Origin of the sequence: uncultured Granulicatella sp. (assembly GCF_963528315.1) — a bacterium.
Classification (GTDB): Bacteria; Bacillota; Bacilli; order Lactobacillales; family Aerococcaceae; genus Granulicatella.
Map to the genome: position 1 here is coordinate 15,098 of NZ_CAURVV010000009.1, position 18,933 is coordinate 34,030.

The following is an 18,933-nucleotide window of genomic DNA, read 5'->3' on the forward strand; positions in this document are numbered from 1 at the left end:
GGACATGGAAATTATTCGTTCGCATCAAAATGCAATGGTTAAAAATTATCAAAAGTTACAAACTTCCAAAGGTAGAAAAAAATTAGAAGCCTATTTATTAGAAGGAGAACATTTGGTAGAAGAAGCGATTCAATCCAATATTCAAATTCAACGTTTAGTGGTGAGTGAGGACACGATTCATCTTTATGAAAAATGGACAAAAAGCTATCCTACAATGTTTGTTTCTAAAGAAGTGTTTGAGAAGTTATCGATGACTCAAACGAATCAAGGTATTTTAGCGATTGTACCATTAGAAAAGAAAACATTGGTTGAAGTTCCTAAGGGACGTTATCTTTTAGCAGATGCTGTCCAAGATCCTGGTAATTTAGGAACAATTATTCGTACTGCTGATGCTGCAGGATTTGATGCTGTTGTGTTAGGAGAAGGCTGTGTGGATTTATATAATGATAAAGTCGTTCGTTCCATGCAAGGAAGCCAATTTCATGTAGCGATTTATCATGAGAATTTAAGTGATGTGTATGGAAAGTTAAAAGAAAATGGCATTCCAATTGCTGTAACAGCACTTCATCGTGATGCAAAAGATTTCAAATGGTTAACTGGTAGAGAATCTGTTGCAATTGTTGTTGGAAATGAAGGAAATGGCGTTCGTGACGAATTGATTGATTCTGCGGATTGTATCATTCAGATTCCTATGTTTGGTCAAGCGGAATCGTTGAATGTAGCGATTGCTAGTGGGGTACTTATGTACCAAACGAGAATTTAAATTGGTTTGGGATTGCGCTTGGGGTTGTGAGGCCGCCAGCAGCCTTGCGAAGCAAGTCTCATGGCTAATTTTTGAGCCTAGGGTCTCAAAAATTGCCTATGAAAGTACTCTGGTATAGAGTACTTTCATTTTCACAACGGCGCCCAATCCCATGTTTTTTCGGTCATAACATGAGGGTACGTTTAGGATGTGGAGTACGGAAATCTCATTAACGTTTTTTCGTGTGGCAGAGGCGCGCTTTGCGCTGTCTGCCTATTTGGGTGCTATTTAAGCTTGTTAGTTAGTTTGGTAGTAGTCCCATTATTGTTTCGCTCATTCGTTTGAGCATTTTGTTTGATTGATATTTTTATCTGTGCTATACTATTTATGAATTAAGATGACGTGGAAAGGAGAGTGAGCAGGAATGCTCACTCTTTTTACGCAGTTATGTAAAGGAGGTTATCTATGAGTAAAGTAGCAGAATTAGTTTCAACACTCGCTTTGCCAGTTATTGAAGCAGAAGGGTTTGAATTAGTCGATTTAGAGTTTGTAAAAGAAGGGAAAAATTGGTTTTTACGTTTTTACCTTGACAAACCAGGTGGAATTGATTTAGATGATTGTGCGTTTATGAGTGAAAAATTTAGTGAATTATTAGATGCACAAAATCCAGATCCGATTCCTCAAGCGTATTTCCTTGAAGTATCTTCTCCTGGTGCTGAACGTCCTCTGAAAACTGAGAAAGATTTGAAAGAAGCGATTGGACAGTATGTTCATTTATCATTCTATCAACAAGTTGAAGGCGAGAAGTTTTTAGAAGGATTTTTAACGGAAGTAACTGATGAGTCAGTGACTTTAGAAGTGAAAATTAAAACACGTAAAAAATCAGTTACGATTGTACGTGAAAATATTGCAAAAGCTCGATTAGCGATTCAATTCTAGGAATCAATTAGAAACATTTTTGACAAAGGAGTCACATTATGAGTAAAGAAATGATTAAAGCATTAAATATTCTTGAAGAAGAAAAAGGGATTTCTAAAGAAGTTGTCATTACAGCTTTAGAAGCGGCTCTTGTTTCTGCTTATAAGAAAAACTATGGACAAGCACAAAATGTTGAAGTTGAATTTGATGCTAAAAAAGGAAAAATGCATGTATACGCAGTAAAAGAAGTTGTGGAATATGTATTTGATTCAACGCTTGAAGTGAGTATTGAAGAAGCTCATGAATTACATAAAGCTTATGAAGTTGGAGATAAAATTCGTTTTGAAATAACTCCAAAAGATTTTGGACGTATTGCTGCTCAAACAGCGAAACAAGTGATTATGCAACGTTTAAGAGATGCTGAACGTACAAATATTTATAATGAATTTATCGAATACGAAAATGAAATTATGACAGGTGTTGTTGACCGTCAAGATTTCCGTTATGTATATGTGAATTTAGGTAAAATTGTTGCAGGAATGACGAAACAAGATCAAATTCCTACAGAAGAATATTTACCAGATCAACGTATTAAAGTATTAGTTTCTAAAGTTGATAACACAACTAAAGGTCCGTTAATTTTCGTAAGTCGAACACATCCAGATTTATTAAAACGTTTATTTGAACAAGAAGTTCCTGAAATTTACGAAGGAGTTGTAGAAATTGTTTCTATCGCTCGTGAAGCTGGAGATCGCGCGAAAGTTGCGGTACGCTCTAGAGATACGAACTTAGATCCAGTTGGTACTTGCGTAGGACCTCGTGGTCAACGTGTTCAAAATATCGTAAATGAATTAAATGGGGAAAATATGGATATCGTTGAATGGAACGAAGATCCATCTGTATACATTGCGAATGCATTAAATCCTGCACAAGTTGTGAAAGTAGATTTTGATTCAGATCGTAATAGCTGCATCGTTGTAGTTCCAGATCATCAATTATCATTAGCAATTGGAAAACGTGGACAAAATGCTCGTTTAGCAGCTAAATTAACAGGATTCCGTATTGATATTAAATCAGAATCAGCTTATCAAGAATATTTAGACCAATTAGATTCAGAATTACCTACAGTTGAAGAAGCTTCAAGTGAAGAAGTTCAAACTGAAGAATAATCAAGAAGGAGGCATCTTATGAAAAAAAGAAAAGTTCCAATGCGTCGTTGTATAGCTTCTGGAGAAATGATGCCTAAGAAAGAATTGGTACGGATTGTTCGTAACAGTGAAGGTGTCGCTCAAATTGATCCTACTGGAAAAGTCAATGGAAGAGGAGCTTATATTACATTAGAACCGACTCTTGTTGAAAAAGCGTGGAAGAATCATTTATTTGAACGTCAATTAGAAATCGAAATCCCAGATAGTTTCTATGAAGAACTATTGCAATATGTGGATCACCAAAAAGCTAGAAAAGAGTTATTTAGTGATGGAAAGCATTGATAAAAAGAAAGCTCTCAATTTATTAGGAATGGCGACTCGTGCTCGTAAACTAATATCTGGAGAAGAGCAAGTACTGCAAAGTATTCAAAAAGAAAAAGTGAATCTCGTTATTTGTACAACAAATAGTAGTGAGAATACCGTAAAGAAAATCAAAAATAAATGTGAATATTATGAAATCCCTTTTATTCAGCAATTTACAACAGAAGAAGTTTCTCAGGCGATTGGAAAACAACGTTCGATTATCGCAATTGCTGATCAAGGTTTTACAAAAAGTCTGATGAAGATGAAAGGATTTAACGATATGAACGAATAGGAAGGTGAACGTATGTCAAAAACACGTGTATATGAACTTGCAAAAGAGTTAAAACTACCTAGTAAGGACATTATCGAAAAAGCAAAACAATTAGGCATTACTTATAACAGCCATATGTCAACAATGGAAGATGGAGAAGTTTCAAAGATTAAAGCTTCCATTTCAACGAAGAAAGAAGCTCCAAAAAAAGTTGTTGAAAAGAAAGAAACTCCTGCGTCTAAAAAAGTAGAGGCGAAAAAAGAAGTAGCGGAACCTAAGAAGGAAACTGCAAAAAAAGAAGAAGTGAAAAAAGCGGAACATAAACCAGCACATTCACCAAAACAACAGGATAAAAATCATCAACCAAATCAAAATAAAAATGGACATAAGAAGGAATTTATGCAAAAACAAGAAAAAGCAGCAAACAAAGGACCAAAACATCAATCTCATGATGAAGAATCATATTCAAATCATCGTGAATCTAAGAAGAATAATGATTTCAAACGTGGAAATCAAAAACGTGGTGGCGAACGTAATCAACAAGAAAACTTTAACAAGAAAAATCGTCATCAAAAAAATAACCGTAAACAACAAAAGAATGCTGAACAAAAACCAGCAGTTCCAGCACGTAAATTCCATGAACTACCAGATGTATTAGTGTATACAGATGGAATGACAGTTGCTGAATTAGCTAAAAAGATTAAACGTGAACCAGCAGAAATTATTAAAAAATTATTCTTATTAGGAGTAATGGCAACATTAAATCAAGGATTATCAAAAGATGCGATTGAATTATTAGCAGCAGACTATGGTATGGATGCTGAAGAAAAAATCGAAAAAGATATTTCTGATTTAGATGTATACTTTGAAGAAGCAGCTGCTGAGAGCGACTCACATGCCGTTCGCCCTCCAGTAGTTACAATCATGGGACACGTTGACCATGGTAAAACAACTTTACTTGACCAATTAAGAAATTCTTCTGTAGTAGCTGGAGAAGCTGGAGGAATTACACAACATATTGGTGCTTACCAAATTAAAATTGACGGCAAACCAATTACATTCTTAGATACACCAGGTCACGCGGCATTTACAACAATGCGTGCTCGTGGTGCGGATATCACAGATATTACAATTATTGTAGTTGCTGCTGATGACGGTGTAATGCCACAAACAATCGAAGCGATTAACCATGCGAAAGCTGCAGATGTTCCAATTATTGTTGCTGTAAATAAAATTGATAAACCAGCTGCTAACCCAGGTCGTGTAATGCAAGAATTATCTGATTTAGGTTTAGTTCCTGAAGCATGGGGTGGAGATACAATCTTTGTTGAAATCTCTGCTAAATTTAATCAAAATATCGAAGAATTATTAGAAATGATTTTATTAGTAGCTGAAATGCAAGAATTAAGTGCAAATGCTAACCGTTTAGCATTAGGTACAGTTATTGAAGCTCGTTTAGATAAAACAAAAGGACCTATCGCAACATTATTAGTTCAAGAAGGAACTCTTAAAGTTGGAGATCCAATCGTTGTCGGAAATACATTCGGACGTGTTCGTGTAATGGTGAATGACCAAGGACGTCGTGTAAAAACAGCTGTTCCAGCAACTCCAGTAGAAATTACAGGGTTAAATGCATCACCACAAGCTGGAGACCGCTTCGTAGTATTTGAAGATGAAAAATCAGCTCGTGCTGCCGGTGAAGAACGTGCGAAACGTGCTTTAATTGAACAACGTAATGCATCAAGCCGTATTACATTAGATAACTTATTCTCAACATTAAAAGATGGAGAAATGAAAGAAGTTAACGTTATTATTAAAGCAGACGTACAAGGTTCTGTAGAAGCTTTAGCTTCAAGCTTACAAAAAATTGAAGTGGAAGGCGTACGTGTGAAAATTATCCATACAGCTGTTGGGGCAATTAATGAAAGTGATATTACTTTAGCCACAGCAAGTAATGCGATTATTATTGGTTTCAACGTAAGACCTACACCTCAAGCGAAAATTCAAGCTGAATCTGATCAAGTAGATATTCGCTTACACCGTATTATTTATAATGTTATTGATGAAATTGAAACAGCGATGAAAGGTATGTTAGATCCTGAATTTGAAGAGAAAATTACTGGTTCTGCTATCGTTCGTGAAACTTATACAGTATCTAAATTAGGTACAATTGCTGGTTCATATGTTACTGAAGGGGTTGTTAAACGTTCTAGTCAAGTTCGTTTAATCCGTGATAACATTGTTATTTACGAAGGTGAATTAGCAAGCTTGAAACGTTTCAAAGATGATGCTAAAGAAGTGAAATTAGGATTTGAATGTGGAATTATGATTGAAGGCTACAATGATATTAAAGTAGATGACATCATCGAAGCATTTGAAATGGTTGAAATTAAAAGAAAATAATCATTAAATAATGGAATGAAGAGAGGAGAGTATCAAATGGCGAATTTCCGTATCGGTCGTGTTTCTCAAGAGATTTTGAGAGAAGTGAATGATATTTTGTCTAAAAAAGTTCGTGATCCTCGTGTGCAAGAAATTACAATTACTGAGGTAGATGTAACGGGCGATTTACAAATTGCGACGGTTTATTATACTACTTTGCAAACTTTAGCGAGTGAGCGCCAAGCAACTGAACGTGGATTGGAAAAATCTAAAGGTTTAATTCGTCGTGAATTAGGGAAACGTTTATCTCTCTATAAAACGCCTGAATTAATTTTTAAACGTGATGAGTCTGTTGATTATGGAAACCATATCGAAGAATTGTTGAAGAGTATCCAACAAGAGGACGAAGAGCGTTAAATACAAATAAAAAAGTTTTTCTATAGTAATATAGGACGCCAGTAGCCCCCTATGGGGTCTCTTGGCTAAAATTTGAGCCAAGGTCTCAAATTTCCCTAGTAAAAGTAGCCAGATGGCTACTTTTACGCATATTACTATAGAATTTTTTATTTGTATTAACCTTAAGAATTAATACTTCTAAGTAGGAAACGTAAAAAAATATAACAAAAAATACTCTCCGTAGTAGTTAAAGTAATGGAATCCTGATGAAGGATTTCATTACGGGAAAAATTGAGACCTTAGGCTCAATTTTTAGCAATGAGACTCGCAAAAGCGAGGCTGCTTGCGTCCCAAGCTACTACAGAGAGTAAATTATTTTTTATTTCAATAACATCGTGAAAAAAATTCTATCTGTGGTATAATAAAAACACTATGAATAAAAGAGGTGTGTTATGATTTCTGCAAATGAGACTTGGATTCTTTGGTCCATTATTATCGTCATTGCAACAGCAAGTATTTATTTAGAAAATCATTATGAGTGGGCTTCAAAAATTAGTGGTCCAATTATTGGTTTATTAGCAGCAGCTACATTAAGTAATGTTGGCATCATTCCTGTTGAATCTCCTGTTTATGATCAAGTCTGGGATGTTGTGGTTCCATTAGCCATTCCAATGTTGCTATTTACATGTGATTTAAAACAAATTTGGAAGGAAAGTGGACGTCTATTGATGATTTTCTTAATTAGTTCTGTAGGAACTATTTTAGGGGCTTTAGTAGGATATGCTTTCTTAGGAAAAATGATTCCGGTATTGAACCATATTGCTGGAATGATGGTTGGAAGTTATATCGGTGGTGGAGTTAATTTCGTGGCAGTTGCTTCTGCGTTTGATATTCCAAAAGAATTAATTTCTGCAGCTACTGTAGCGGATAATTTATTAATGGTCTTTTATTTCTTAATTTTATTAATGATTCCATCTATGGCATTTTTCAAAAAACATTTTAAATCTGCATATTCAACTGAAGAGTTAGAAGATTCAAAAGAATTTCAATCTAAAACAGTAGTAACTTTACAAGATATTGCTTTTGTATTTGCAATTGCAGTAGTGATTGTAACAGTAAGCTTTAGTTTATCAAAAGTAATTGCCACTCTTGGACAAAACAGTGTGGTTCAATTTATCTCTAATAAATATTTGATTCTAACAACTTTAACAGTGGCAGCTTCAACGATTTTTTCTTCATTTTTCAAAAAAATTCATGGAGCAAATGAAATTGGAACTTTCTTAATTTACTTATTCTTTGTTGTAATTGGGATACCAGCTTCCATTGAGGCGATTATTGCAAAATCTCCATTACTTTTAGTGTTCTGTGCTATTATGGTTTTTGTAAATATGTTCGTAACTTTCTTAGGGGCAAAAGTATTTGGCTTTACGATTGAAGAAGCTATTTTAGCATCAAATGCAAATATTGGAGGACCAACAACAGCAGTAGCCATGGCAGTATCAAAAGGCTGGCATCGCTTCGTAGCACCAACTATGTTAGTAGGAACATTAGGATATATATTAGGAACGTATATCGGAATATTAGTAGGAAACTTCCTCATGTAACAGAAAAGACAAACATCAACTTAGACGAAAAAACTAAGAAGATGTTTGTCTTATTTTAATGAAAAAGACTTTCTATAGTAGTATGGGAAATATAAGCCAAAGCTTATATTTCAGGAAATTTTGAGACCCAAGGCTCAAAATTTAGGCATGAGACCGAAGGTCTGCTGCCGTCCTAATACTACTATCACAGGAAGTCTATTAAAGATATATTATTTCTCTAGGTAAGTAACCGCCATCGCATCTACGCCTGTATGGCTCATAATAATTGGGGAAGTCATTACAATTGTAAGTTTAGCCTCAGGGAATAACTCACGTAAAGTATCGATTTGAGTTTGATTAAACTCATTTAATCCAGCATGCATAATCCCAATTTCTTGGATACCAGTAGGGGAAGCTTTCATTTCCTCAAAAACTTCATCATATTTCTTTTGAAGAGATTTTAAACCTCTCCCTTTTTGAACAATCTCAATTTTACCATTGATAACTTCTAAGAAAAGTTTGATATTTAATAAATTAGAGAATGCTCCCATGACACGACTAATACGGCCACCCTTAATTAAATTGTCTAAATTTAAAACAGTTAAATATAATTTTGTACGTTGACGAGTACTTTCAATAACTGCTAAAACTTCTTCAGCACTTTTACCTTCTTTTGCAGCTTGAGCAGCTTCACGAACAATAATTCCCATTGAACGAGAAGTGAAGTCTGAATCAACAACCGTTACAGTTGACTCCGTAATATCAGCTGCTTGTCTTGCAGCATTTACAGTTCCACTAATCGAATTCATTAAGTGAATCGAAATAATTTGTGAACCATCTTTTCCTAATTCATCATACAGTTCTACAAAACGACCAATAGATGGTTGAGCAGTCATTGGTAATTCAGAACTTGCAATCATTTTATTTTTGAATTCTTCTTTTGTAATAGTTTCACCGTCTAAATAATGTTCCTCTTGAATTGTAATATTTAATGGAACTACATGAATATTGAAATCTTGGATTTCTTGTTCGGTTAAATCAGCAGTTGAATCTGTCACTATGATTATACGAGACATGTTGTCACTCCTTTTAACTTAATGTATTTCTATCATATCATATTTTTTTGTCAAACGCCTAGCATTAATATTTTTTACTGAGAATAGCCACTTGTTCTAGTATAGGATTTGTTTGTTTTTAAGAAAATCTATGATAAAATATGAAAGGTTATTAAGTTAAATTTATTGAAAAAGGAAGAAATCAATGGACGGAATTTTACCTTTATGGAAAGAAAAAGGAATGACTTCATTCGACTGTGTTTTTAAAGTGAGACGCTTATTACAAACGAAAAAAGTTGGGCATTCAGGAACTTTAGATCCAGAAGTAGATGGCGTTTTACCAATTTGTGTTGGAAAAGCAACAAAAGTGGTAGAGTATTTATTAGAATCCAATAAAGTCTATCAAGGAGAAATCTGTTTAGGAATCGCAACTGAAACAGAAGATGCTCATGGAGAAATCGTGAAGCAAGATGTGATTATGACTCCATTTACAATTGAAGAAATTGATGCCATGATGGAAACTTTCAAGGGAGAAATTATTCAAATCCCACCAATGTATTCTGCTGTAAAAGTTAATGGTAAAAGACTATACGAATATGCTCGTAAAGGGGAAACTGTAGAACGTCCAGAAAGAAGAGTGAAAATTTACGAGTTTAAACGAACTTCGACTCCTGTTTATGATGAAGCTTCTAAAACACAAAAATGGGAATTTGAAGTTAGTTGCAGTAAAGGGACTTATGTTCGAACATTAGCAGTTGATTTAGGAGAAAAACTAGGCGTTCCTGCTCATATGTCTCAATTAACGCGTATTAAAAGTGGACCATTTGTTTCAGAACAATGTGTGACATTATCACAATTAGAAGACTTTGTAGAAAAAAATCAAGCACAATCTGTTCTTCGTCCTTTAGAAGAAGTGTTTGAAACATACCCTAGGGTGGATGTTCCAGAGGAGTTCATTACAAAAGTGAAAAATGGCGCCATTTTAACAACAGCAGAATTACCTCAAGTGATAGAACCTTCAACTTTTTATATTGAAGGTGAATTAATAGCCTTATACGGGCTACATCCTGAGAAAAAAGGACTATTAAAACCGATTAAAATGTTTTAAGGAAAGAGAGATAACATGCAAATTATAAAAATCACCCATCCTTATGAACCTTCTCAAATTGTTCAAGAACCGATTGTGTTAGCGCTTGGATTTTTTGATGGAATTCATTTAGGACATCAGGAAGTGATTCAACAGGCAAAGGAAAAAGCTCAAGAATTAGGCGTGAAATTAGCGTTAATGTCATTTGATCATCATCCTTCCATTATTTTCCAAGGAGCAGATCCAGACGAATTACAATATCTATCCCCCTTTGAAAGAAAGGTAGAGTTATTGGAAGAGTTTGGAGTAGATATTTTTTACGTTATCGATTTTACAAAGGAATTTGCTTCATTAACTCCTCAAGAATTTGTTGATCAATACATGGTTGGGTTAAATGCTGTAACGGTTGTTGCTGGATTTGATTACACTTATGGAAAAAAAGAGATTGCCAATATGGAATTATTACCCACTTATGCAAAAGAAAGATTTTCAATTGTTACGATTTCAGAACAACAGACAGAAAATCAAAAAATTGGTTCAACAGCGATTCGACACTATTTAGAAACGGGTCAAATTGAAGAAGCAAATGCCTTATTAGGCTATGAATATACAATGATTGGGAAAGTTGTTCATGGTTTTGGACGTGGAAGTGCCTTATTAGGATTTCCAACAGCGAATATTGATGTTTCAACGGACACTTATTTATTGAAAAAAGGAGTTTACATTGTAGAAATTCAAGTAGAAGATAAGTGGTATCCTGCGATGGCTTCGATTGGAGTGAATCCAACGTTTAATGATGTAACGAAAATTACCATTGAAGTCTATATTTTAGATTTCCAAAGAGATATTTATGAATTTCCTGTAAGAGTAAAATGGTTACATTATTTACGAGACGAATTAAAATTCGATGGAGTAGAAGCACTTATTGCTCAATTAAAAGAAGATGAAGTAAATACTAAAAAATATTTTGAAAAATAATGGTGAAAAATATGTGGTACTTGAAAAATTTTGACGAATTATCTAAGAAAGAAGTCATTGAAATTTACAAAGCAAGAATTCAAACCTTTATTGTTGAACAACAATTAAATTATCAAGAAATTGATGAGATTGATAAAAGAGCGTGGCATTTATTTGAAACAGATGAAAATGGTAAAGTGATTGCTTATTTACGAATTTTCCAAGAAGTGGATGGAGCTCATATTGGACGTGTTATTGTTGATGAAGCTTATCGTAGACAAGGAAAAGGAACTGCACTGATGGAAAGAGCGTTAGAAATTTGTCAAGAATGGTATGTCGATCAGCCGATTATGATTCATGCACAAACGTATTTACAGCAGTTTTATGAATCTTTAGGCTTCGAAGTTTGGTCACAACCTTATCAGCTAGTTGGAATTGAACATATAGATATGATTTTAAAATAGGAGGCATTTGTATGATTACTCGTTACACAAGACCGGAAATGGCCAATATTTGGTCAGATGAAAATCGTTATCGTTGTTGGTTAGAAGTTGAGATTTTAGCTTGCGAAGCTTGGGCAGAGTTGGGAGAGATTCCAAAAGAAGATGTCCAAAAAATTCGTGACAATGCTAGTTTTTCAGTGGAAAGAATTTTAGAAATTGAAGAAGAAACAAGACACGACGTTGTAGCTTTTACTCGTGCAGTGAGCGAAACGTTAGGGGAAGAACGAAAATGGGTTCATTATGGTTTAACAAGTACAGACGTTGTGGATACTGCCTATGGTTATCAATTAAAACAAGCGAATGATATTTTACGCAAAGATTTAAGACGTTTCTTAGAGATTATCCAACAAAAAGCACTTGAACATAAATATACCGTCTGTATGGGAAGAACGCATGGGGTACATGCAGAGCCAACGACTTTTGGATTGAAGCTTGCATTATGGTATTCAGAAATGAAACGTAATATCGAACGATTTGAACGTGCTGCCCAAGGTGTTGAAGCTGGAAAAATTAGTGGAGCCGTTGGAACTTTTGCCAATATTCCAACTTCTGTAGAAGCGTATGTATGTGGGCAGTTACAAATTCGTCCTCAAGAAATTTCAACACAAATTTTATCGAGAGATTTACATGCGGATTATATTTCAACGATTGCTTTAATTGCGACTAGTATTGAAAAATTCGCCACTGAAATTCGTGGCTTGCAAAAATCAGAAACACGTGAAGTCGAAGAATTTTTTGCAAAAGGTCAAAAAGGTTCTTCTGCAATGCCACATAAGAGAAACCCGATTGGTTCAGAAAATATGGCGGGCTTATCAAGAGTGATTCGTGGACATATGGTAACAGCGTATGAAAATGTCAATTTATGGCATGAAAGAGATATTTCGCATTCTTCAGCAGAACGTATTATTATTCCAGATAGCACAATTTTGCTAAATTATATGTTAAATCGTTTTGGTAATATTGTTAAAAACTTAACGGTATTTCCTGACCGTATGCTTAAAAACATGGATGCAACATTTGGATTAATTTATAGCCAACGTGTTCTATTAAAATTAATTGATAAAGGATTAAGCCGTGAAAAAGCTTATGACTTAGTACAACCGTGTACAGCATTAGCGTGGGATGAACAACGTTCATTTAGAGAAATTATTGAAAACCATGAAGAAATTATGTCACATTTAACGACTGAAGAATTGAATGATGCCTTTGATTATCACTATCATATTCGACAAGTTGATGAAATTTTCCACAGAGTTGGACTTGACTAGTGCATTTTTCTAAAAAATATGGTATAAACGTATAGTAAACAAAATATGAAGGAGAGTTAACATGATTAACGTAAGTGATTTAAAAGCAGGAATGACTTTCATTCTTGATGGAAAATTAATTAAAGTGTTGGAAATCAGCCACCACAAACCAGGTAAAGGAAATACTGTAATGCGTATGAAAATCCGTGACGTTCGTAACGGATCAACAGTTGATACTACTATGAGACCTGATGAAAAAGTAGAACGTGCTCACATTGATACAAAAGACGTTCAATACTTATACAGCCAAGATAACGTTGGTGTATTCATGGACTTAGAAAGCTATGAACAATATGAAATTCCAGAAGAAACAATCGAAAACGAATTGAAATACATTTTGGAAAACATGGAAGTTAAAATCCAATTCTACGGAACAGAAGTAATTGGGGTGTCATTACCTTCAACAGTTGTATTACAAGTAACTGAAACTCAACCATCTATTAAAGGTGCTACAGTTACAGGTTCTGGTAAACCAGCAACAATGGAAACAGGATTAGTCGTAAACGTTCCAGACTTCATCGAAGCTGGCGAGTACTTAGAAGTAAACACTTCAGAAGGTACATACGTACGTCGTGCAACTAAATAATGAAATGAAGAATAACAGTTTGCATTTGCGAGCTGTTATTTTTTTAGGCTCATCGACAAATTCTGTTGGTGAATCAAATGTAACACCAAATTAAGTATTTAATTTTTAATAAATAAGGTGGGAGAAACTGAAATATTTAGTCTATTGATGAATCCACCACAAACATAACTATGAATGAAATCTAGTTTTAACTTTATAATGAGCAGGGGCATGTTATCCGCGATTAGCGGTTTGGGGGCTGTGAAATTTAATCTTATTTTTCGCTTCCCCCAATTCAACATGCCCATGGAGGCTCATTGTCAAGTTAAAACGACTCTATACAACCTTTCTTAAATCATAATGACTTTCTATTGACCGGGGTAAAGAAACACCCTTTGATAATCTTAATTCTTAATTTCATATTCTCAAAATTTCGATATCCATATGCCACACGTTTAATCACTTTAATGAAATTATTCGCTCCATTGGAATATCCTGTCATAAATGCTTGATAAATCCCATCCTTAAAGCGTTTGAATACTTCAAACTTCTTCTTAAATTCATAAGGTAATTGTTTTGGAATCTGTTTTATACATGTCATAAATACCTCATAATCTTTCTTCTTGTAGGCTTTTCTAAGTTCTTGAATGAAATCATATGCGTCTGATAACACTTCATCAAAACTCAATAGTTTTTCCACTAATTGTGCTTGGGTGAGATGCGTTTTAAAGTGATAGTTATAGCGTAGCTTTTCTTCATCCAATTCTTCACTTGGTTTTAACAGTAGTTTCCAGTAGCGTTTTAATGTCTTCTGTTGTGTTGATTTAGCAGAGAATTGCTTCATAATTACAACTCGAAGTTGATTAAAATTACGATTCATATGTTGGACAATATGGAATCGATCTACTACGATAACAGCGTTTGGAAATACTGCTTTAATAAGGTTTTGATAAGAAGCATTCATATCCATCACTAAATATTTTACTTTTAAACGTTGTTTACGGGAGAACTTCATAAAGAAAGAAATCAATTCATGAAGTGTTCTACCAGGTAAAATATCAATTAATTGGCGATTTTCTCCATCTAAACAAATGAAATTCATTTTCCCTTGTTGCGTTTTAACGCCTCTAAATTCATCTAAACAAAGCACTTTAGGTAAATAGTTATATCGTTGCATTGTTTTTATTTTAAACTTTTTCATCACTCTTTCGACTGTCTTGTCAGAAATTGAAAGAAGTTTGGCAATTGTTTTTCTAGAAAAGTTTTCTTTTAAGTACAACATAATTTGGCACGCTAAATCATAAGAAATATTACTATTTTTAGGAACAAGAGGGCAATCTGTAACCCAAGTTTTACGACAATCTTTACAGATAAATCGTTGTACTTTTAATTCTAAAAGAGTTTTATTCCCGTATAGATGTGGAATTCTAATTTTATGTTCCATTGGAGAATGTTTAATGACATTTTTACTAGAACAATATGGACAAGAAGTACAAGTATTTGTCCAAGTTCCTTTAACTTTATGAACAATTTCGTGGTTTTCTGTCACCGTTTCTAACCAATTTTCATCCGCAATAAAATTTTTTTCTGTTAATCCTAGTAATTTTCGTATACAATAGTCCATGAGAGAAATCCTCCTTTGATTGGTTTTGGTCGACTTAATCATAACCTGGATTTCTCTTTTTTGCATATAAAAAATCCTGTCGGTGATTTCTCACCAACAGGATTTGTCGAACAACCAAAAAAGCATCTCATTTTATGAATGAGATGCTTTTTTTAATGATTGAATAATCGGTTGATGTTTATAAGAATAATATAACTGAATCGTCATTGGAACCCAAATTAGTGGTTCGCAGAAGATAACACCCATATATCCTGTTGATGGAATAATCAATAGCACAAATAATATTTTTCCAAATAATTCAATGAAACTTGAAATTAATGGCGTAATTTTTTGTCCTAATCCTTGCAAACTATTTCGAAGGACTAGTAAAACGGCTAATACCGGATAAAATGATGAACTAATACGATTATAAAGAGATGCATTCGAGATTAGTTCAGGATCAGTTGAACCAGAAATTAATTCATTTAATGCAGGACTTGCAAAAAATAATGTAATGGCGATAAAAATTGTCCATATAATTGCAACCATACTTCCTAAATAAATTCCACGTTGAATTCTTTGAGGACGATTAGCTCCTAGATTTTGAGAAGTAAAGGTCGTTAAGGATGAAGCAATGGCTGATACAGGTAGCATCGAAAATGACATAATTCTTCTAGCAGATGTTTGTGCACTAATAATGGTTGCTCCAAGTGCATTAATCGAAGTTTGTAACGTTACTGTTCCGATAGAAACAATTGAAGTCATTAGTCCCATTGCCAGACCTTGTCCTAGTAAATCAAGATATAATTCTTTATCCCATATAAAGTGTTCTTTTTGAGGGAGTAAAAAACTTGCTCTTCTTCGAATGTAAAAGAAACAAAGGATAGCAGATATTCCTTGAGAAATAATCGTTGCTAAACCGGCAGATTGTACTCCTAAATGTAATTGAGTAATAAATAAAATATCTAAAATAATATTAATGATTGCAGAAAAAATTAAGAAATATAATGCAGCTTGACTATCTCCAACGGCACGAAGTAAACCGGCACAGAGATTATAAGCGAATGTAACACCAACGCATAAAACAATCATATGAATATATTGGTACGATAAATCAATGATTTCAGTTGGAGTTCCTAAAAACTCTAGCAGTGGATACATTCCAAAATGACCTAGAGTAGAAACGATTAAGCTAAGCCCAAAACCTATGACTAATGTTGAAGCTACAGCGTGTTTTAATTGGGTCATATCTTGTGCACCAAAACAGCGCGCAATAACTACTCCCATCCCATTTCCAACACCAAGGGCAAAACCAATTACAAGTTCAAAAATTGCAGCAGTTGCTCCAACTCCTGCAAGTGCATTTGGCCCCAAATAGCGACCAACGATCATAATATCTGCTGTATTATATAATTGTTGAAATATATTTGAAATTAAAATCGGAATTGCAAAGGCAATGATGGAACGTAATATGGGTCCATCTAATAAATTAACGGATGTTTTTTTTAACATAATCATATCATACAAGTAGAAATTTATTGTTCTACTTGGCTAGAATCTTCCTCCTTATTTGCAATGAAATTTTCGATCGTTTGTTTTAATTGATTGTTTAATGCTACGAGTTCTTTTGCTTTTTCAAAATCAAACCCTTCTACGTTAGCAAAACAAGATTTTAAATGTTGTTCTAATTCATCATGAAGTCTCTTTCCGTTAGCACTTAGGCGAATCGTTAATTGACGTTTATTGGCTGCAGGACGTTTACGGATAATGAGTTTTTTATCTTCTAATCGTTTTAGTAGAGGAGTCAGTGTGTTACTTTCCAGTCCTACTCTTTGTCCAATTTCATTTAGGGAAAGTTTTTCCTCTTCCCACAAAGTTTCTAAAACAATAAATTGTGTATAAGTTATATGATAAGGTGCTAATGCGTGTTGATAATATTTATTTACGAGTTTTTGAGTGGAATAAATAGAATAGCATAGTCTTTTAGATAATGGATAATCAGTTTTCATAAAAAACCTCCTGTCTTTTTTGAATTGGTACTATTTTATCAAAAAAACATTATGTTTGACAATGGTTATAGTAATGTTTAATATAATTTAATTAATAAAAGGATATATTTTGGAGGAATGAATCATGTCAATGATAACGACAATTTTAGGAAGTTTAGTAGCTTTAGAGTTTTTTTATATTTTTTACTTGGAAACAATCGCGACAACATCTTCCAATACAGCAAGAGTTTTTAAAATGCAGGAAGAAGAATTAAGCCGACCATCAGTGACTACACTATTTAAAAATCAAGGAGTATATAACGGATTGATTGGAGTATTAATTCTTATTGCAATTTTTGTAATTCCGAGTATTACTTGGCTTGTTCTTTTATTAGTGTATATCATTTTAGTAGCATTATATGGTAGTTTAACAAGTGATAAAATGATTCTCTTAAAACAAGGTGGATTAGCCATTTTAACATTAATATCATTATTATTTTAAGAAAAAAAGAAAGCAAGCTTTGAATGGCTTGCTTTCTTTTTATAATCGAATAATAGAATGTTCTACAAATGTTCGATAACACATCATTTATTTCAAAAAAATCTCCTTATTAAGCTCAATTCCTGCATGAGCAGAAGATTACTCAGCTTCATATTGTCTTTACGTGGTAGAATTATTTACAATGTCCACATTTATTAGCCTTAAATTGCAATTATTACAACAATATGGGAGATTTATTTAAACGTCAGCAAGGAGGAAGATTTTGATGTTCATCTAGTTGTTTAACAATTAGATGTTTTTTTAATTTCTTTTGATATACTAGAAGGATTCTTCTAAATTATCGACTAACAGTCGAAAAAAACTTGACAGTCAGTAAGAAACGTTTTAGAATAAAACCGACCGTTAGTCAAAAAAGGAGACAGAAATGAAAAAAGGTAAAAAAAGAAAACAGGAACTTCTAAATCTTGCCTATCATATGTTCATAGAAAAAGGATATGAGAATACAAGTATTGATGAGATTGTGGCTAAGTCCGGTATAGCAAAAGGAACTTACTATTATTATTTTGAAAGTAAAGAGGCAACACTGGAAGCGGTTATTGAAATGATGATAAAGAAGAATAGTACAGCAGCCAAAGAGATTCTTACGGCAGAGCTTTCAATACCGGAAAAGTTGGTTTCGGTTGTGGATGCCTTTCGTCCTGATAAAGAGGAATCGGTCATCACTAATGTTTTGGAAAGAAAAGAAAATATTATTATGCATGATAAAATTTGCAAGAAAATTGTAGAGGTGGCAGTACCGATTCTTGCAGAGATTGTTAAAGAAGGTATAGCACAGGGGATATTTTTGTGTACACATATTGAAGAGCGAGTGAAGATGCTCCTTGTTATGAGTCAACATATGTTTGATTATGGTTTTTTTGGTGAAAGAGATGTAGAGGTATACATTGATATGCTGGAAAAGTCTCTAGGGGCAAAATCAGGAACCATGCATTTTATCAGCAAGGTCTTAGTAGAGGGGGCAAAGGAATGAATAAGGAACAGTCAATGTATCACAAAAAAATGAATCTATTTTTGCGGGTATTATTTATCTTTCTTATCATAGCGATATTAGGGGCGGCAATACTACAGATTTTTGCTCCGGAATATATGGGAAGGAACTCCGCATATGGCATTTCTATAGGCTGGCAAAGAGAAATCGGATTTTGGAATATTGCTGTTTTGGTTATATTGATTACGGCATATAGGAATTACAATTGGACCTATTTAAAGTCCATTTTACTTGCTCTGATCCTAGGAGGAATCGGCATTGGCAGCAATCATTTTGTCCATTATCTAAAGATGCATCAAATGGTAAATTTAATCGGTGCTGTGGAAAATTATCTTCTGGTTCTTGCTTGGATTATCGGATGGAGAATAGAAGAGAGAATGAAGGAATTTTGAAAATACGCATAGTAGGACTTTTCGTCATACGGGCTTTTGTTTCAAAAAGTAGGGCATCAAGTCGAATATTTGCTGTGAGCAGAGAAAAAAATCGAAGGTACCGGAAAGTTTAAATATTAGTTT

The 18,933-nt window shown here is 33.9% G+C and carries 20 protein-coding genes; 16 read left to right on the forward strand and 4 right to left on the reverse strand.

Going from position 1 to position 18,933, the window contains the following annotated elements; genetic code table 11:
* Positions 1 to 4 precede the first annotated feature (4 nt).
* The 8 genes from RYK07_RS03600 to RYK07_RS03635 all read left to right on the forward strand — a co-directional run bounded on the left by RYK07_RS03600 (position 5) and on the right by RYK07_RS03635 (position 7,824).
* Positions 5 to 763 carry an RNA methyltransferase gene (locus RYK07_RS03600; protein ID WP_314852441.1) on the forward strand — a complete coding sequence of 253 codons (759 nt, stop codon included), beginning with the start codon at positions 5 to 7 and terminating at the stop codon, positions 761 to 763.
* Between the two features lie 444 nt (positions 764 to 1,207).
* Positions 1,208 to 1,681: a ribosome maturation factor RimP gene (gene rimP / locus RYK07_RS03605; protein ID WP_314852442.1), complete on the forward strand. Its 474-nt coding sequence runs from the start codon at positions 1,208 to 1,210 to the stop codon at positions 1,679 to 1,681.
* A 38-nt stretch (positions 1,682 to 1,719) separates the two neighbouring features.
* A complete protein-coding gene (nusA, locus tag RYK07_RS03610) occupies positions 1,720 to 2,829 on the forward strand; it encodes a transcription termination factor NusA (protein WP_314852443.1) in 1,110 nt (369 codons plus the stop codon).
* Between the two features lie 18 nt (positions 2,830 to 2,847).
* A complete protein-coding gene (gene rnpM, locus RYK07_RS03615) occupies positions 2,848 to 3,150 on the forward strand; it encodes an RNase P modulator RnpM (RefSeq protein WP_006702589.1) in 303 nt (100 codons plus the stop codon).
* Positions 3,137 to 3,463 carry a ribosomal L7Ae/L30e/S12e/Gadd45 family protein gene (locus tag RYK07_RS03620; RefSeq protein ID WP_006702590.1) on the forward strand — a complete coding sequence of 109 codons (327 nt, stop codon included), beginning with the start codon at positions 3,137 to 3,139 and terminating at the stop codon, positions 3,461 to 3,463. Before rnpM ends, RYK07_RS03620 begins: the two co-directional genes overlap by 14 nt.
* 12 nt (positions 3,464 to 3,475) lie before the next feature.
* On the forward strand, positions 3,476 to 5,845 hold the full coding sequence (gene infB, locus RYK07_RS03625) for a translation initiation factor IF-2 (RefSeq protein ID WP_314852444.1): 2,370 nt from the start codon (positions 3,476 to 3,478) through the stop codon (positions 5,843 to 5,845).
* 36 nt (positions 5,846 to 5,881) lie between these two features.
* Positions 5,882 to 6,241 (forward strand): 30S ribosome-binding factor RbfA, encoded by a 360-nt coding sequence (gene rbfA, locus RYK07_RS03630; RefSeq protein WP_314852471.1) that lies wholly within the window; start codon positions 5,882 to 5,884, stop codon positions 6,239 to 6,241.
* Between the two features lie 431 nt (positions 6,242 to 6,672).
* Positions 6,673 to 7,824, forward strand: a complete 1,152-nt coding sequence (locus tag RYK07_RS03635; RefSeq protein ID WP_314852446.1) for a DUF819 family protein — start codon at positions 6,673 to 6,675, stop codon at positions 7,822 to 7,824.
* Between the two features lie 209 nt (positions 7,825 to 8,033).
* Here RYK07_RS03635 and RYK07_RS03640 read toward each other — a convergent pair whose 3' ends face one another.
* Positions 8,034 to 8,879 (reverse strand): DegV family protein, encoded by an 846-nt coding sequence (locus tag RYK07_RS03640; RefSeq protein WP_314852447.1) that lies wholly within the window; start codon positions 8,877 to 8,879, stop codon positions 8,034 to 8,036.
* Positions 8,880 to 9,063: 184 nt separating this feature from the next.
* Here RYK07_RS03640 and truB point away from each other — a divergent pair, with 184 nt between their 5' ends.
* From truB to efp, 5 genes are all read left to right on the forward strand, one after another.
* The gene (gene truB / locus RYK07_RS03645; RefSeq protein WP_314852448.1) at positions 9,064 to 9,966 is read left to right on the forward strand and encodes a tRNA pseudouridine(55) synthase TruB; all 903 of its coding nucleotides are present in this window, start codon (positions 9,064 to 9,066) and stop codon (positions 9,964 to 9,966) included.
* Positions 9,967 to 9,981: 15 nt separating this feature from the next.
* Positions 9,982 to 10,923, forward strand: coding sequence for a riboflavin biosynthesis protein RibF (gene ribF, locus RYK07_RS03650; RefSeq protein WP_314852449.1), 942 nt, complete (start codon positions 9,982 to 9,984; stop codon positions 10,921 to 10,923).
* Between the two features lie 11 nt (positions 10,924 to 10,934).
* A complete protein-coding gene (locus RYK07_RS03655) occupies positions 10,935 to 11,366 on the forward strand; it encodes a GNAT family N-acetyltransferase (protein ID WP_314852450.1) in 432 nt (143 codons plus the stop codon).
* Between the two features lie 11 nt (positions 11,367 to 11,377).
* Positions 11,378 to 12,673: an adenylosuccinate lyase gene (gene purB, locus RYK07_RS03660; protein WP_314852451.1), complete on the forward strand. Its 1,296-nt coding sequence runs from the start codon at positions 11,378 to 11,380 to the stop codon at positions 12,671 to 12,673.
* A gap of 61 nt (positions 12,674 to 12,734) precedes the next feature.
* Positions 12,735 to 13,298, forward strand: a complete 564-nt coding sequence (efp, locus tag RYK07_RS03665; protein WP_006702601.1) for an elongation factor P — start codon at positions 12,735 to 12,737, stop codon at positions 13,296 to 13,298.
* Positions 13,299 to 13,632: 334 nt separating this feature from the next.
* Here efp and RYK07_RS03670 read toward each other — a convergent pair whose 3' ends face one another.
* The 3 genes from RYK07_RS03670 to RYK07_RS03680 all read right to left on the reverse strand — a co-directional run bounded on the left by RYK07_RS03670 (position 13,633) and on the right by RYK07_RS03680 (position 16,889).
* Positions 13,633 to 14,901: an ISL3 family transposase gene (locus RYK07_RS03670; RefSeq protein WP_314852452.1), complete on the reverse strand. Its 1,269-nt coding sequence runs from the start codon at positions 14,899 to 14,901 to the stop codon at positions 13,633 to 13,635.
* Positions 14,902 to 15,033: 132 nt separating this feature from the next.
* Entirely contained in the window at positions 15,034 to 16,392 is a 1,359-nt protein-coding gene (locus tag RYK07_RS03675; protein ID WP_314852472.1) for an MATE family efflux transporter, read from the reverse strand.
* A 23-nt stretch (positions 16,393 to 16,415) separates the two neighbouring features.
* Complete coding sequence (locus tag RYK07_RS03680) at positions 16,416 to 16,889, reverse strand: MarR family transcriptional regulator (RefSeq protein WP_314852454.1); 474 nt, start codon at positions 16,887 to 16,889, stop codon at positions 16,416 to 16,418.
* Positions 16,890 to 17,013: 124 nt separating this feature from the next.
* On the opposite strand from RYK07_RS03680, the gene RYK07_RS03685 reads away from it, so the two are divergent.
* From RYK07_RS03685 to RYK07_RS03695, 3 genes are all read left to right on the forward strand, one after another.
* Positions 17,014 to 17,370 (forward strand): DUF1304 family protein, encoded by a 357-nt coding sequence (locus RYK07_RS03685; RefSeq protein WP_314852455.1) that lies wholly within the window; start codon positions 17,014 to 17,016, stop codon positions 17,368 to 17,370.
* 424 nt (positions 17,371 to 17,794) lie between these two features.
* Complete coding sequence (locus tag RYK07_RS03690) at positions 17,795 to 18,400, forward strand: TetR/AcrR family transcriptional regulator (RefSeq protein WP_314852456.1); 606 nt, start codon at positions 17,795 to 17,797, stop codon at positions 18,398 to 18,400.
* 29 nt (positions 18,401 to 18,429) lie between these two features.
* A complete protein-coding gene (locus RYK07_RS03695; RefSeq protein WP_314852473.1) occupies positions 18,430 to 18,810 on the forward strand; it encodes a hypothetical protein in 381 nt (126 codons plus the stop codon).
* The last annotated feature ends 123 nt before the right edge of the window (positions 18,811 to 18,933 follow it).